Source organism: Tissierella sp., from assembly GCF_052089545.1.
Classification (GTDB): Bacteria; Bacillota; Clostridia; order Tissierellales; family Tissierellaceae; genus Tissierella_A.
Map to the genome: position 1 here is coordinate 1 of NZ_JBQDAA010000039.1, position 14896 is coordinate 14896.

The following is a 14896-nucleotide window of genomic DNA, read 5'->3' on the forward strand; positions in this document are numbered from 1 at the left end:
GATATTTACAAAAAGTCTTAAATCATTCTATTGAGGCATCCCATTTAGCTGTGATAATCCCAGCTAAATGGGATACCTCAATAGAATGATTTAAGACATTTTGTCCATAACTAGTTCTATACTTTAATCTTCCTAATAATTTTATAATTTCAGGATGAAGTCCATGTATACCAGTATCAAAAGCAGCCTGTTCTCCAACTTCTTTTATAATACCTTCAACTTCCTTTTTAGCTTTATCAACCATCTCTTCAATTCTAGCTGGATGAATTCTTCCATCAACTATTAATTTTTCTAAAGCGATTCTAGCGACTTCTCTTCTAATAGGATTAAAGCCGGATAAAACTACTGCTTCTGGAGTATCATCTATAATTAAATCAATTCCAGTTAAAGTTTCAAGAGTTCGAATATTCCTACCTTCTCTACCTATTATTCTACCTTTCATCTCATCATTAGGTAAAGATACAACAGTAACAGTTGTTTCAGCTACATGATCAGCAGCATACCTTTGTATTGCTCTAGATATAACCTCTTTAGATCTCTTCTCTGCTTCTTGCTTAGCTTCATTTTCAACTTCCTTAATCATCATTGCAGATTCATGTGATATTTCTCTTTTAACATCATCAAAAAGTATTTCTTTAGCTTCATCTACACTTAAACCAGAAATCTTTTCTAATTCTAAGACTTGCTTATCATATAAATTATTAATAGATTCTTCTTTTTCATCTAATTGTTTGTTTCGTTTAGCAATTTGATTTTCTTTTCTTTCAATAGTATCAGACTTTTTATCCAAGTTTTCTTCTTTATTTAAAACCCTTTTTTCAAGTTTTTGGATTTCATTTCGTCTTTCTCTAGTTTCTCTTTCTGAATCTACTCTCAATTTATGAATCTCATCTTTAGCTTCCAATAATAGTTCTTTTTTATGTGCTGCCCCTTCTTTTTTAGCATCTTCTAATATTTTTTCAGATAATTCTTCAGCGACGCCTATTTTGCTTTCCCCGATATTTTTTCTTACAAAATATCCAATGATTAATCCAATTATTATTCCACCAATTCCATATAAAGCTTCAATAATTAACACCTCCTGTTTTATTAAATTTTCAAGTTCCATACTACATTCTAAAGTTTTAATTTTAATTTTAAAAAATACAATTTAGCATAGAAATTATAAATTTCTTGTATAGTTACACAACTTTATTTTATTACTTATAATGATATATGTCAAGGGATAGTTATTCTTCAATTGGACTTACAATGCTTACAGTATCTATTAAATTTACTCTATAACTTTTATCACTTAAAGAAGATAAGTAGTCATCATGTGTTATCATTATTATTTGTCTATTAAACATATCTGAAGTTTGTTTTAAAAACTCTCCAACATTATTTATAAACTCTTGACTTACATGCTTTGCAGGTTCATCCAAAATTAAAGGCCCTTCAATACTCGGCTTGTGTATTTGTAAAAATGCAATTCTGAGAGCTAATGAAACTATATCAACGACTCCACCACCCCTAGATAATTCAGGCTTTGTTTTAATTATAAGATCATCTACTTCATCTATAACAAAAAAATCTGCATTAGCTTTATTTCTTAATTCCTCAATTTCTATTGAGAATATAACATTAGATTCAAAAATAAACTGTAGACATTTGGTAACTAAATTTTCAATTTGAGACTTAGCTTGATTTCTAGCAAATTCAGAAGTTTTTTGAAGAAGCATTATCACTTTTTCTAATAGTTCAATCTGTGAGTTTATATTGTTAAGATCCTCTAGATAAAGATTATGCTGTTCCTCAAGCTTTTCTTTTTTACCTATCTCTTTTGAAAAGTAATCTTTTAAATCCTTTAACACTCTATCAAATTTATTAATATCATTTACCATGTTATCACTTCTTTTCTAATATATCTTTAGGTAATAATTTATTGGATTTATCAAATAAATCTTCAATTTCAGATGTTAATTTATTTATTTCTTCATTTAAGTCTTCAGGATTTACTCCTAAATCTTTTAGTTCTTTTATAAGTTCTTCTTCTTGTTTATTTAGTTGTTCAAGTCTAGCTTCAGCTTTATACTTTAAAGTTTTAGCTTTATCCAAGTTTTCTTTTAAAATACTTAATTCTTTTTCATATTCCATATATAAAATACCTCCTAGCTATAATGTTTAATTATATGATCAATTTTATTTTTATCAATTGAACTTAAACAAAATGGGCAAATCTTATTTTCTATAAATAAGTTTTCATATTCTTTCAAATTATTATATATTTCTTTTTTTAGTCTTTTTAAATATATATTTTTTTTATTTTTAGATTCAGTTTTAACTTGATTTAAATTTATGGATAATTTTGTTATTGTATCTCTCATAGTTATTAATTTATTCAAATTACTGAATGTATTTTCAATTATTGTTATATTTTTAAAATTTCTTATATAATTTTCACCAGTTTTCAAATTTTTATAAGTCGAATCTAATCTTTTCTTGATATTATTTATTTTATTGAACTGATCAATTTTGATTTCAATAATATTAGATTTTTTTTGAATAAACTCTATTCCTTTTAAATTATCATTTAATGAGGCGAATTTTTCAATTTCAATTCTATGATTTTTTATATTTATTTTTAATTTATTCAATAATTGTAATTTATCTTTTAAATTAGTAATTACAATTATTTTACTTTGTAAATAATTGATATATCTTAATTCACATAATAAATATTTATTATAATTTATTTGTTTTTTATTTCTAATTAATCTATCGTTTATATTTTTATAAGATTTTAACGTTCTATTTTTGTTTTCTACTTTATAAATGTTTGTTTCTAAAGTAGAAACATTATTTACTTTAGAAATAATATTATTAAAGTATTTTTTTTCTTTAATGATATCATCGTAAACTTGTTTACTTTTAATAATATCATTTTTTAATTTGATTTTTTTGTTAATATTAGTCTTTAGTTCCTCTAGTTTATTTATATTTTCCCTTAAATTTTCTAAAGATTTATATGCTTTTAATTCATTTTCTATCTTATCTATACTTTCAATTACTATTTTTTTATTAATGGAAATGTTACGAATATCTTTTAGTGTATCTTTCAATGCATCATCTATTAAATTAACACCTACAAGTCTCCCGATTGCACTAGCTCTAACACTTCCTTTTTCAGATAATAAAAAAGCACCTTCTAATTGTTCACCTAAATTTATATTATTTGTCTCGTTGCTATCTAGCGGTATTTTTTTAATTGATAACATTTCAGTGATTTCTTTAGGAACTTTACTACCAAAGCCTTCAAAGACTATTTCCTCACCTTCTATATTGTAGAGTATATATGCATTTCTTGATTTTGTTCTTAATCTTTTTACTTTTATATTGTTGCTAAATTCTAAAGTAACAGAGGTTTCTGTTTCACCTTCTCTAATAAAATAATCACCTAAAGGATCATTATATAAAGCCCATTTAATACCCCTTATAATAGAAGATTTTCCTGAATCTGAAGGCCCTACAATAACATTTAATCCATGATCAAATTCTATGACACTATGTTTATGTGATTGGAAATTTTTTAAAATAACTTTTCTTAAATATTTCATATCATTCACCTGCTACATTATTCATTTGTATTAAACTTATTCTTTTTAAAGCTTCATTTTTTACATCTTGGTCTACTCCTTCAGTGGTTGATACTTGGAGTAATATATCATTTATATCCATTTTTTCAAAATTCATAGCATTATCAATGGTTTGTTTAAATTCATACATTCTTTCTCTTCTATATATACCATCTTCTATTTCTTTTCTATCTAAAACTTTTTCTCCAGGTAATGCGCTAGATAAATATCTATGTGAGATGTCTATACTGTCATTTAAATTTATAATAGTAACTTTTGGTTTTCTTTTAATTTCCCGCATACTATTAGATATTCTAACAATGCTACCTGGATTTAAAAAAAATTTGTTTTCAATTTTAATAGTTTTAAATCCAGAATGATAATGTCCCGATAAAGTAATATCTGCTAATGTTTCTTTAATATCATCTACTAAAGTATAAGGAACTCCTTTAATAAAAGGTTTGTCTAATAACATTCCATGAACTATGTGAATAGCATAGTTACAACTTTCTTCTATATGGTTTACAATGTAAGCAGATTTATCTACAGGATTATCTATATCATATATATATGGATGTCCAGTTAGCTGTACTTTTATATTGTTTTTCTTTAAAAATATTTTTTCATCTTTATTTATAATATTTAATACTTGCAATTCAGAAATTAAACCTAACATAGTTCTATTTAAAGTCTTGGGATTGTGACCAAAAATATCGTGATTACCACTTATTATATATATAGGAACCTTTATTTGATTTAAAATTTTAGCAAATTTACTTACTAAAGAGATGGAGACATCTGGTCTATCAAACAAATCTCCACCATGTATAATATAATCTATATTTTCTTCAGAAGTTATTTTTACAATTTCATTAAACTTTTTTTCTAGAGTATTGGTAAAGTTATCTTTTCTATTTTTAGGTGTAGTTCCTCTTATGTGTGAATCAGTAAAAAATAATATTTTCAATGTATTCCTCCTAAAATAAAACCTCCTCATTGAGGAGGTTTTATTTGGCTTCACTATCTTTATTCTTTTTAGAATCTACTTCTTTATCTTCTTCTATTAACCCATTTTCTTTCCTTATTGCTAACTCTATTTCATCACTTATTTCAGGATTATCTCGGAGAAAATCTTTTGAATTTTCTCTTCCTTGACCTAATCTGTTTTCACCATAACTATACCAAGATCCAGATTTTTTAATAATTTCAGATTTTACACCTGCATCTAATATATTTCCCTCTTTTGAAATTCCAAGACCATACATAATATCAAATTCAGCCTGCTTAAATGGTGGAGCTACCTTGTTTTTAACAATTTTGGCTCTAGTTCTATTTCCTATCATTTGATCCCCTTGTTTTAAAGTTTCAATTCTTCTTACATCAATCCTAACGCTTGAATAAAACTTTAAAGCTCTTCCACCTGATGTCGTTTCTGGACTGCCGAACATTACGCCTACTTTTTCTCGAAGTTGATTTATGAATATACAAGTTGTATTTGATTTATTGATTGCGCCTGCTAATTTTCTAAGAGCTTGAGACATTAGTCTAGCCTGGAGACCTATATGAGAATCTCCCATTTCTCCTTCTATTTCTGCTTTAGGTACTAGAGCTGCTACAGAGTCTATTACAACTATATCTACTGCCCCACTACGTACTAATGCTTCAGTGATCTCTAGTGCCTGCTCGCCAGTATCTGGTTGTGAAATAATTAAATTATCAATGTCTACACCTAACTTTTTAGAATATAAAGGATCCAATGCGTGTTCAGCATCAATGAATGCTGCTATGCCACCCTTTTTTTGAGCTTCAGCTATTATGTGAAGAGAAACTGTTGTTTTACCTGATGATTCTGGACCATAGATTTCAATTATACGACCTCTAGGAACTCCTCCTAATCCTAATGCTATGTCTAAATTCAAGGAACCTGTTGGAATGACATCTAGATTCATTTTTACATTATCTCCTAATTTCATAACAGAACCTTTTCCAAATTGTTTTTCTATTTGACTTAATGCTACATCTAATGCTTTGTTTTTTTCTTTATTATCAGCCATTTTCTTCCAGTTAAACTGGAATCACCCCTTTCATTTTAGGAACGTTAGTTCTACTTATATTTTATATTAGTTCAATATATAAGTCAATCTTTATTTAATTATTTTCCTTATTTCATCTAAAGCTTTAATTGTAGATCTTTTTCTAATTAAAGCTCTGTTACCATTAAAATTATATTTAAAAGTTTTTTCAAAATTCTTTGTTATTATACATATATAGACCAACCCTATAGGTTTGGTTGATGAATCATGTCCTGGGCCTGCTAATCCTGTAATGGATAAGGCGATATCTAGATTGTTTCTTTCAAATAAGCCTTTAGCCATTTCATATGCAGTTTCTTTGCTAACAGAACCATATTGCATCAATGTTTCTTTTTTCACTCCTAATTCTTCTATTTTTGATGAACTACTATATGTTACTATAGATCTATCAAAGACTTTAGAAGCACCAGGAACTTGAGTTAGCTTGCCTGATATCATTCCCCCTGTTATAGATTCACATAAACCTAAAATTATTTTTTTTTCAATTAGCAAATTAATAATTATATCTTCTAAATTAACATTATCATATCCATAAATAAAATCTTGAAATTCTTTTTCAAGTATTTGTTTTATGTTCTTTATTTCATTTTTGATAATATTTTTATCTTTATTTTTCGATATAATTTTTATTTCAACTGTGCCCTCTTTTGCAAATGTTAGAACAGATGTATTTTTAGTATCTAAATCTAGTTTATTCAGTCTAGATTCTAATTCCGATTCACCTATTCCTACAGTATTGATAGATGTAGTAGCTATATTAAAATTCGCTTTTATTAAATCTATAACGCTATTTTCAAACATTAATTTCATTTCTCTTGGAGGGCCTGGTAATAATATTATTTTTTTATTATCTCTTTCTATATATATACCTGGTGCTGTTCCTATAACATTTTTTATAAAAGTTGATCCTATAGGTTTAAATGCTTGTTTCTGATTATTATCTGACATAGTCCAATTGCCATTTACAAACATATTTTTAATATTTAGTTCCATATCTTTATCTAATTGCATATCTAAATCCAATACTTTAGATATAACTTCTTTAGTCATATCGTCTTTGGTAGGACCTAACCCTCCAGTTGTAATGATTATATCTGAGCGGTTAAAAGCAGTCTTAATTACTGATTTTAGTCTCTTTGGATTATCATCTACAGAGGTGTGAAAGTAAACCTCTATCCCTAATTCTGCAAGTTTTTTAGATAAGAAAAAATTATTTGTATTTAAAGTGTTTCCCATTATAATTTCAGTTCCAATAGTTATAATTTCACAAACCATTATTTCAACTCCTATTATTTATCATTCAAATTTAGTGTATCTATATTTTTAGAAATATAGTCATATCCAGATAGGACTGTAAATAATAAAGAAATATATAAGAATATCTGGTCCATGGGAATATTTAAGTTTCTAAATAATATATTATTAAATAGTAGCAATGCAATAGCTATAAGTTGGGTGATAGTTTTAAACTTTCCTAATGAACTAGCAGCTATTGTTACTCCTTCAGATGCTGCAATTATTCTAAATCCAGTTATAGTAAATTCTCTTGCAATAATTGTAATAACTACCCATCCTGGAATTGTACCTGCTTCTACTAATAATATTAGTGCTGCAGAAACTAGCAGTTTATCTGCTAATGGATCTATAAACTTTCCTAAGTTAGTAACTTGACTATTTTTTCTTGCTAAATACCCATCTAAGCTATCAGTTAAAGCTGCTATTACAAATATAAGACCAGCATAAAATTGATTATTTGGTATATCTATATAAAACATAATTATAAATATGGGTACTAGAAGTACACGACAAAAAGTTATTTTATTTGGTAAATTCATTTTTCTCCCCCTATTATTAGTTTAATCATTATTATATGTTCATACTTTCTAAATCATCTTTAGATATAAGTACTTTTCTTGGTTTACTACCTTCATACCCCCCTATAATGCCTTGTTCCTCCATTTCATCTATTATTCTAGCTGCCCTAGCATATCCTATTCTTAATTTTCTTTGAAGCATAGAAATAGAGGCTTGACCATCCTCTAAGATAATTTGAATTGCATCTGGCAGTAATACATCATTATCAATAGTATTTATAGATTTAGAACTTTCTATTACTTCTAAAACGTCTTCATCATAAGATTTTTCATGATTTCGACTTAAAAAATCAACTATATTTTCTACTTCCAAGTCACTTATAAATGCACCCTGTATTCTAAATGGCTTAGAAAAAAACGATGGATAAAAAAGCATATCACCCTTTCCTAATAATTTTTCTGCCCCAGTCATATCAAGTATAGTCCTAGAATCAACTTGCGATGAAACAGCAAAGGATATTCTAGATGGTATATTGGCTTTGATAGTTCCAGTAATTACATCAACAGAAGGTCTTTGAGTAGCTATAATTAAATATATTCCTGCTGCTCTAGCCATTTGTGCTAACCTACAAATGTATTCTTCTACTTCTTGAGCTGCAACCATCATTAAATCAGATAACTCATCTATTATTATTACTATAGATGGTAATTTATTTGTAGAGTTTGATTGAGCTTTTTCATTATAAGAACCTATATCTCTAACATTATTTTCAGCAAAGATTTTATATCTTTTTTCCATTTCATCAACTGCCCAATTAAGTGAAAAAGAAGCTTTTTTCGGATCAGTTACTACTGGAATAAGTAAATGTGGTATTTTATTATATATACTTAATTCCACCACTTTTGGATCTATAAGTAATAACTTTACATCATCTGGAGTAGATTTATATAATATACTCATTATAATAGTATTTATACAGACACTTTTACCCGATCCAGTAGCACCTGCAATAAGTAAATGCGGCATTTTATCTATAGAGGAAACTACTGCCTTTCCTGAGACATCTTTACCTAGTGCTATTGGAGTTTTTGAATCTATTTGAGTATATTCTTCTGATAATAGAATTTCTTTTAACATGACACTATCCTTTATTTTATTCGGTACTTCTATCCCTACTGCTGATTTACCTGGTATAGGAGCTTCAATTCTTATATCAGAAGATGCAAGACTTAGTGCTATATTATCTGATAACGATACTATTTTACTAAGCTTAATCCCAGGTGATGGCGAAAGTTCATAACATGTTATTGTAGGACCTTTATTTATTTGCGTTACTTTTGAATTAATACCAAAGTTATTCATAGTTTCTTCAATTATTTCTGCATTATTAAGTATATCTTTTTTGTCTTTAATTTTTTGGTTATTAGGTGATTTTAATAAATCAATTGGAGGTATTTTATATACGAAATTTTCATTACTTTTACTTACGATATCTAAACTTTCTTGGGAATTAGTATTATCTATGGGTTTATCTTTAGATATAGTTTTTTTACCTTTTTTTACTTCTATTTCTTTTTCATCCGTATAATCTAAAATATGTATTTCTTTTTTTTGTGGTTTTTTATTTTCTTTGTTAATGTCATTTTTCTCTGTATTTACTTTTAATGGCTTATATTTTCGACTTATATTTTTTTTGTTTTTTAATTCCTTTATAATAGTATTAACTTTGTAATATACATCTTTTAATTTTATATTGAATAAAACTAACAATGAGACAAACGTGGTAAACAATAAAATTATATATCCACCTATAATACCAAAAAGTTGATAGTAAAAATAACCAATAAATGATCCAAGGACACCTCCACCCTTACTTAATTTTGATAAATAAATAGAAGTTTTAATTCTATCTATAAATCCATTTATATTTGTATTTTGACTATCTAAACCTACTAAAAAAATTAAAAATAAAATAAAAATAATAGAAGCAATCTTTATTTCTTTTTTATCAAATTCGTCTAATATAATTATCACTCCAAAGATGATTAATAAGATTGGAAAGAAATATCCACCAAATCCCATCATTGAGAATGTAGTGCCCCTTATTATAGATCCAACTATTCCAGCTTTAAATGTAAAGAGACTGATCATAGATATAATGCCTAAAGCAATTATAATCAGCCCCATAATATCATGATTTATTTTTTTATCTTTATTACCTTTTATTTTCTTTTTTTTCCTTTTGTTTTTCAATGTTAAATTCCCCTTTTAGCATAAATATTATAATCACACTTGTCCAATAAAAGTTTTTTTATTTTCTAGTTCCTATGATTAATATTATAGCATAATCGAAAACCTTTATCTATTTTTATTAAATTCTATCATTTCATTTAATTTTTTTAATGATTTATTTAGTCCTCCTACTTCGTTTATGAGTCCACATTCAACAGCTTCATTTCCCACTAAGATAGTCCCTATATCATTTGCTAATTCATCAGTATCATACATAAATTTTAAAAAATCTTCTTTTTTAATATTTGATGTTCTAGTTATGAAATTGTTTATTCTTTGCTGCATTTTTTCAAAATATCTAAAACTTTGAGGTACACCTATTACAAGTCCCGTTGTTCTAATTGGATGTATTGTCATGCTAGCACTTTCAACTATAAAAGAGTAATCTGTAGAAGTAGCTAATGGTACACCTATACTATGTCCGCCTCCTAGAACCAATGATACTTTAGGTTTGTCAATACTATTTATCATTTCTGCTAATGCAAGTCCGGCTTCTACATCTCCACCTACTGTATTTAATATTATAAAAATTCCTTCTATTTTAGGATTTAATTGAGCACTTATTAGAAGTGGTATTATATGTTCATATTTAGTAGCCTTTTTTCCTTTGTTAGATATAACGTGTCCTTCTATTTCTCCTATTACAGAAATAAATTGTATGTTTGATGTATACTCTTCATTTATTTTAGTACCAAATTCTTTTATTTCTTGACTTGTATCATTTTCATCTTTTTCTATTTTAGCATTTATAAATTTCATTTAATTCCTCCTAAATATTAATATAATATAGTTTTTACTATTTTATTAATATTATGTATTAAAAAATAAACTAAAAGGATACAAAATATATTTTGTATCCTTTTAGTTTATTCCAATTCTACTATTATCATGTCATAACCTATTTTTCTTATAGATTCCCAAGGTACTTCTTTTTCAAGACCTTCAATACCTAATAATTTAAAAGCTGCTTTTTTTTCTGAGGCTAAAAGACTTATTATTTTACCAGTTTTTTCATCAAATAATATATCGGTATCTGAAATAAGTCCTAACCTTTCTCCATTATTTAAATTTACAATTTCTTTTTGTCCTAATTCACTTAATCTCATAAAATCACCTCATATTCTTATATTAAATTATATGAAGTTTAATTATAAATATGTTGTATCATTTATGATAAGATTATATATGATACAACATATTTATATACCCGTATGTCCAAAGCCACCATCAGATCTTTTAGTCTCCGTTAAATTCTCCACTTCTTCAAACTCGATATTTTCATACTTAGAAAGTATAAATTGAGCAATTCTATCCCCTTTATTTATTGTGTATTTTTGATTGCTTATATTTATTAATATAACTTTTATTTCTCCTCTATAGTCACTATCTATTGTACCTACACCGTTAGCTAAACTTATTCCATAATTTAACGCAAGTCCACTTCTCCCTCTTATTTGGCCCTCATATCCGCTCGGAATTGACATGAAAATCCCAGTTGGTATGATTGCCCTACTGAGTGGTTCTAGTTCAACTGAATTATCAATGTGGGCTTGTAAATCTACCCCTGAAGATCCTAATGTCTTATATGAAGGAAGTTCAAACGGACTTTTATTAATAACTTGTATTTTCATTTATTCACTCCTAAATATTTTCCTTAATTTGTTGTTATATAATTAATTATTTAAAACATCGCTTATTTTTCCAATCTTAAATCCCATTTTTCTTAGTTCATCTATAATTTCTTCCAATGCATTTACTGTATTTTCAGTAGGGTGCATTAATACTATAGCCGAATTATGAGCTTTATCTATTACTCTTTTAGCTATTAATTCCCTTGTACTATCTTCTCTCCAGTCTATTGTATCTATACTCCACATTATTACTTTATAGTCTAGATCTTTAGCAGCTTTAATAGTATAATCATTAAATGCACCTGAAGGTGGAGCAAAATACATAGATTTTGTATTTGTTATTTTATTTATTATATTATCAGTTTTTTGTATTTGTTCAAAGTTCTGTTCATAATCTAATTTATCATAGTCTATATGACTATAACCGTGGTTTCCTATTTCATGGCCATTTCTAAAGATATCCTCGAGTATTTCTGGATTTTTTTCAGCCCATTTTCCTGTTGGGAAAAATGTAATCTTAATATCATTTTTTTTAAAAATATTAAGCATTTGTGGAATATATTCCTCTCCCCAATCAATATTACAAGCAAATGATATTATTTTTTTATCATTTATACCCTCATAAAATATATCCTGCATAAACACATCTTTAGTTTTCCCATAGTTTATTATTACTAATGATATTAATATAATAAAAATCAATAGTAATAAAGTTAAATAAATCATTTTTTTATTAAAAATCAAAAGTTTCATATTCTTCCTCCTTTTATATTATTATTAAATATATATTCCAAAGGAAAAATATTATACAAAAATTAAAACATGAACCTAAAAAGGTTCATGTACAATTTATTTTTCTTCTTTTTCATCTTCCAATAAAACTTTTCTAGAAAGATTTATTCTACCTTGTTTATCAATTTCCGTAACTTTTACTAATAGTTCATCCCCAACTTTTAGTACATCCTCAACTTTATTAATTCTTTCTTTTGCAATTTGTGAAATATGAAGTAATCCTTCTTTTCCATTTAAGACTTCTAAGAAGGCACCAAAGTTAGTAATTTTGTTTACTTTTCCTAAATAAATCTCTCCAACTTCAACTTCTTTAATAATATTTTCTATTATTTGCATAGCTTCATTACCACTTTCAGTATTTTCAGCTGAAATAGCTATTTTCCCATCATCATCTATATCTATCTTAACACCAGTTTCATCTATAATTTTATTTATTACTTTTCCGCCCGGTCCAATAACATCTCTTATTTTATCTGGATTGATTTGCATAGTAAGTATCTTTGGGGCATATTTAGATAATTCTTGTCTAGATTCAGAAATGGTTTCATCCATCTTATTTAGAATAAACAATCTTCCTTCTTTAGCTTTTTGTAAAGCTTCTTCTAATATATTTCTATCTATTCCAGATATTTTTATGTCCATTTGTATAGCTGTTATGCCTTCTCTTGTTCCAGCAATTTTAAAATCCATATCTCCAAGATGATCTTCCATTCCCTGTATATCAGTAAGAATAGCAATTTTATTATCTGATTTTATTAGACCCATTGCAATACCAGCTACTGAAGATTTTATAGGAACTCCAGCATCTAATAAAGATAAAGTACTTCCACAAACACTAGCTTGTGAAGATGATCCATTAGAACTTAGTACTTCAGATACTAATCTTATAGTATAGGGAAATTCTTCCATAGATGGAATAACAGGAAGTAATGCTTTTTCTGCTAATGCACCGTGTCCTATTTCTCTACGACCAGGTCCTCTCATAGGTCTTGTATCTCCTACTGAATATGGTGGAAAATTGTAATGATGCATATATCTCTTAGATTCTTCTTCTCCAAGTCCATCTATAATTTGAACATCTGAAGATGCTCCTAAAGTTGCTAGGGTTAATACTTGGGTTTGACCTCTAGTAAATAAACCTGAACCATGGGTTCTAGGTATTAAGCCTACCTCACTGGTAATAGTTCTTATTTCATCCAAATCTCTATTGTCAGGTCTTATATGGTCTTCTACAATCAATCTTCTTACTTCGCTTTTAATTAAGTTATCTATTACTTGTAATATGCTTTTTTTATCTTCTGGATAATCTTTTAAAAATGATTCTAATATCTCTTCAGTTGCTTCATTTATATTTTCTTGTCTTTCTTGTTTTTCTGCAGTATTAATGGCATTAGTTAGTTTTTCTTTACCATAATTTATAATTTTTTCTTCCAATTCTTTTTCTGGTTTAGCTAAATTGTAAGATCTTTTTTCTTTTCCTACTTCATTTTGTATGTCTAAAATAAACTTACATATCCTATTTATTTCTTTTTGAGCAAATAGTATAGCATCAAGTACAATTTCTTCACTTACTTCATTAGAACCTGCCTCTACCATCATTATTGCATCTTCTGTACCTGATACAACTAAATGGATTTTAGATTTTTCTCTTTGTTCGCTATTAGGATTTATTATGAACTGGTCATCAACCAATCCTACAAGTACTGCTCCTGTCGGTCCATCAAACGGTATATCTGATATAGAAAGAGCTATTGATGAGCCTATCATAGCTATAATTTCAGGTGAATCATCTTGATCTACAGATAGTACAGTTGTAATTACTTGAACATCGTTTCTATAGCCTTCAGGAAATAAAGGTCTAAGTGGTCTATCTATAAGTATTGAAGTTAATACTGCTTTTTCACTAGGCCTTCCTTCTCTTTTAATGAAACCTCCTGGAATTTTACCTACAGAATATAATTTCTCTTCATAGTCTACACTTAAAGGAAAAAAGTCTATACCTTCTCTTGGTTCTTTAGATGAAGTTGCAGTTGCTAATATTACAGTATCACCATATTGTAATAAACATGATCCACCTGCTTGTTCTGCAACTTTTCCAATAGTTATTTTTAAGTCTTTATTTGCTAATTTATAATAAAATGTTTTCTCCATAAAATACCTCCTTTTTCTTCTGTAATATATCATTATCAATAAATATTATTAAAATTAAAGAGCGGGACTCTCCCGCTCTTTTTTTATTAACCTCTTATGTGTAATCTTTCAATTAAAGAACGATATCTTTCAATATCATTATTTTGAAGATATCTTAAAAGATTTCTTCTTTGTCCTACCATTTTTAAAAGACCTCTTCTAGAATGATGATCTCTTTTATGTTCCTTAAGATGTTCGTTTAAAGAATTGATTCTATAAGTTAATATAGCAATCTGTACTTCTGGAGAACCAGTATCTCCTTCGTGTAATTTGTATTCATTAATTATTTGTTCTTTTACTTCTTTTTCTAACATTAAAATACACCTCCAACTTTATTTATACACCTATAGCAATGTAAAACGAAGAGGAACCGTTAAACTTAGCTTTAGGCAATTTATTATATAAATTTATATTATCATAACTAACATTAAATGTAAACATTAATGTTTACATTTAATGTTAGTTATGA

The 14896-nt window shown here is 27.2% G+C and carries 15 protein-coding genes; all 15 read right to left on the reverse strand.

What is annotated here, in order from left to right; translation table 11 throughout:
- Positions 1 to 22 precede the first annotated feature (22 nt).
- The 15 genes from rny to rpsO all read right to left on the reverse strand — a co-directional run bounded on the left by rny (position 23) and on the right by rpsO (position 14741).
- On the reverse strand, positions 23 to 1078 hold the full coding sequence (rny, locus tag ACTHW2_RS04685; protein WP_442262680.1) for a ribonuclease Y: 1056 nt from the start codon (positions 1076 to 1078) through the stop codon (positions 23 to 25).
- A gap of 151 nt (positions 1079 to 1229) precedes the next feature.
- Complete coding sequence (locus ACTHW2_RS04690; protein ID WP_442262682.1) at positions 1230 to 1883, reverse strand: ATPase; 654 nt, start codon at positions 1881 to 1883, stop codon at positions 1230 to 1232.
- A gap of 4 nt (positions 1884 to 1887) precedes the next feature.
- Positions 1888 to 2136, reverse strand: a complete 249-nt coding sequence (locus tag ACTHW2_RS04695; RefSeq protein ID WP_442262684.1) for a hypothetical protein — start codon at positions 2134 to 2136, stop codon at positions 1888 to 1890.
- Between the two features lie 14 nt (positions 2137 to 2150).
- Positions 2151 to 3596, reverse strand: coding sequence for an AAA family ATPase (locus ACTHW2_RS04700; RefSeq protein WP_442262686.1), 1446 nt, complete (start codon positions 3594 to 3596; stop codon positions 2151 to 2153).
- 1 nt (position 3597) lies between these two features.
- Complete coding sequence (locus tag ACTHW2_RS04705) at positions 3598 to 4581, reverse strand: metallophosphoesterase family protein (protein WP_442262688.1); 984 nt, start codon at positions 4579 to 4581, stop codon at positions 3598 to 3600.
- A gap of 40 nt (positions 4582 to 4621) precedes the next feature.
- Positions 4622 to 5668 (reverse strand): recombinase RecA, encoded by a 1047-nt coding sequence (gene recA, locus ACTHW2_RS04710; protein WP_442262690.1) that lies wholly within the window; start codon positions 5666 to 5668, stop codon positions 4622 to 4624.
- A gap of 90 nt (positions 5669 to 5758) precedes the next feature.
- On the reverse strand, positions 5759 to 6982 hold the full coding sequence (locus tag ACTHW2_RS04715) for a competence/damage-inducible protein A (protein WP_442262692.1): 1224 nt from the start codon (positions 6980 to 6982) through the stop codon (positions 5759 to 5761).
- A 14-nt stretch (positions 6983 to 6996) separates the two neighbouring features.
- A complete protein-coding gene (gene pgsA, locus ACTHW2_RS04720; protein WP_442262694.1) occupies positions 6997 to 7542 on the reverse strand; it encodes a CDP-diacylglycerol--glycerol-3-phosphate 3-phosphatidyltransferase in 546 nt (181 codons plus the stop codon).
- A 31-nt stretch (positions 7543 to 7573) separates the two neighbouring features.
- Positions 7574 to 9775 (reverse strand): DNA translocase FtsK 4TM domain-containing protein, encoded by a 2202-nt coding sequence (locus tag ACTHW2_RS04725; protein ID WP_442262696.1) that lies wholly within the window; start codon positions 9773 to 9775, stop codon positions 7574 to 7576.
- Between the two features lie 105 nt (positions 9776 to 9880).
- Positions 9881 to 10573, reverse strand: a complete 693-nt coding sequence (locus ACTHW2_RS04730; RefSeq protein ID WP_442262698.1) for a ClpP family protease — start codon at positions 10571 to 10573, stop codon at positions 9881 to 9883.
- Between the two features lie 107 nt (positions 10574 to 10680).
- The gene (locus ACTHW2_RS04735) at positions 10681 to 10920 is read right to left on the reverse strand and encodes a YlmC/YmxH family sporulation protein (protein ID WP_442262699.1); all 240 of its coding nucleotides are present in this window, start codon (positions 10918 to 10920) and stop codon (positions 10681 to 10683) included.
- 93 nt (positions 10921 to 11013) lie between these two features.
- Positions 11014 to 11445: a dUTP diphosphatase gene (gene dut, locus ACTHW2_RS04740; RefSeq protein ID WP_442262701.1), complete on the reverse strand. Its 432-nt coding sequence runs from the start codon at positions 11443 to 11445 to the stop codon at positions 11014 to 11016.
- 42 nt (positions 11446 to 11487) lie between these two features.
- The gene (locus tag ACTHW2_RS04745) at positions 11488 to 12198 is read right to left on the reverse strand and encodes a polysaccharide deacetylase family protein (protein ID WP_442262703.1); all 711 of its coding nucleotides are present in this window, start codon (positions 12196 to 12198) and stop codon (positions 11488 to 11490) included.
- 96 nt (positions 12199 to 12294) lie between these two features.
- Positions 12295 to 14388 (reverse strand): polyribonucleotide nucleotidyltransferase, encoded by a 2094-nt coding sequence (locus ACTHW2_RS04750; RefSeq protein ID WP_442262705.1) that lies wholly within the window; start codon positions 14386 to 14388, stop codon positions 12295 to 12297.
- A gap of 86 nt (positions 14389 to 14474) precedes the next feature.
- On the reverse strand, positions 14475 to 14741 hold the full coding sequence (rpsO, locus tag ACTHW2_RS04755; RefSeq protein WP_442262707.1) for a 30S ribosomal protein S15: 267 nt from the start codon (positions 14739 to 14741) through the stop codon (positions 14475 to 14477).
- Positions 14742 to 14896: the final 155 nt, after the last annotated feature.

What these genes read in the sequence shown, in the direction of transcription:
- ACTHW2_RS04690 (WP_442262682.1), bottom strand. Translation starts at nt 1,883, where the DNA reads ATGGTAAATGATATTAATAAATTTGATAGAGTGTTAAAGGATTTAAAA.
- ACTHW2_RS04695 (WP_442262684.1), bottom strand. Translation starts at nt 2,136, where the DNA reads ATGGAATATGAAAAAGAATTAAGTATTTTAAAAGAAAACTTGGATAAA.
- ACTHW2_RS04700 (WP_442262686.1), bottom strand. Translation starts at nt 3,596, where the DNA reads ATGAAATATTTAAGAAAAGTTATTTTAAAAAATTTCCAATCACATAAA.
- recA (WP_442262690.1), bottom strand. Translation starts at nt 5,668, where the DNA reads ATGGCTGATAATAAAGAAAAAAACAAAGCATTAGATGTAGCATTAAGT.
- ACTHW2_RS04715 (WP_442262692.1), bottom strand. Translation starts at nt 6,982, where the DNA reads ATGGTTTGTGAAATTATAACTATTGGAACTGAAATTATAATGGGAAAC.
- pgsA (WP_442262694.1), bottom strand. Translation starts at nt 7,542, where the DNA reads ATGAATTTACCAAATAAAATAACTTTTTGTCGTGTACTTCTAGTACCC.
- ACTHW2_RS04730 (WP_442262698.1), bottom strand. Translation starts at nt 10,573, where the DNA reads ATGAAATTTATAAATGCTAAAATAGAAAAAGATGAAAATGATACAAGT.
- ACTHW2_RS04735 (WP_442262699.1), bottom strand. Translation starts at nt 10,920, where the DNA reads ATGAGATTAAGTGAATTAGGACAAAAAGAAATTGTAAATTTAAATAAT.
- dut (WP_442262701.1), bottom strand. Translation starts at nt 11,445, where the DNA reads ATGAAAATACAAGTTATTAATAAAAGTCCGTTTGAACTTCCTTCATAT.
- ACTHW2_RS04745 (WP_442262703.1), bottom strand. Translation starts at nt 12,198, where the DNA reads ATGAAACTTTTGATTTTTAATAAAAAAATGATTTATTTAACTTTATTA.
- ACTHW2_RS04750 (WP_442262705.1), bottom strand. Translation starts at nt 14,388, where the DNA reads ATGGAGAAAACATTTTATTATAAATTAGCAAATAAAGACTTAAAAATA.
- rpsO (WP_442262707.1), bottom strand. Translation starts at nt 14,741, where the DNA reads ATGTTAGAAAAAGAAGTAAAAGAACAAATAATTAATGAATACAAATTA.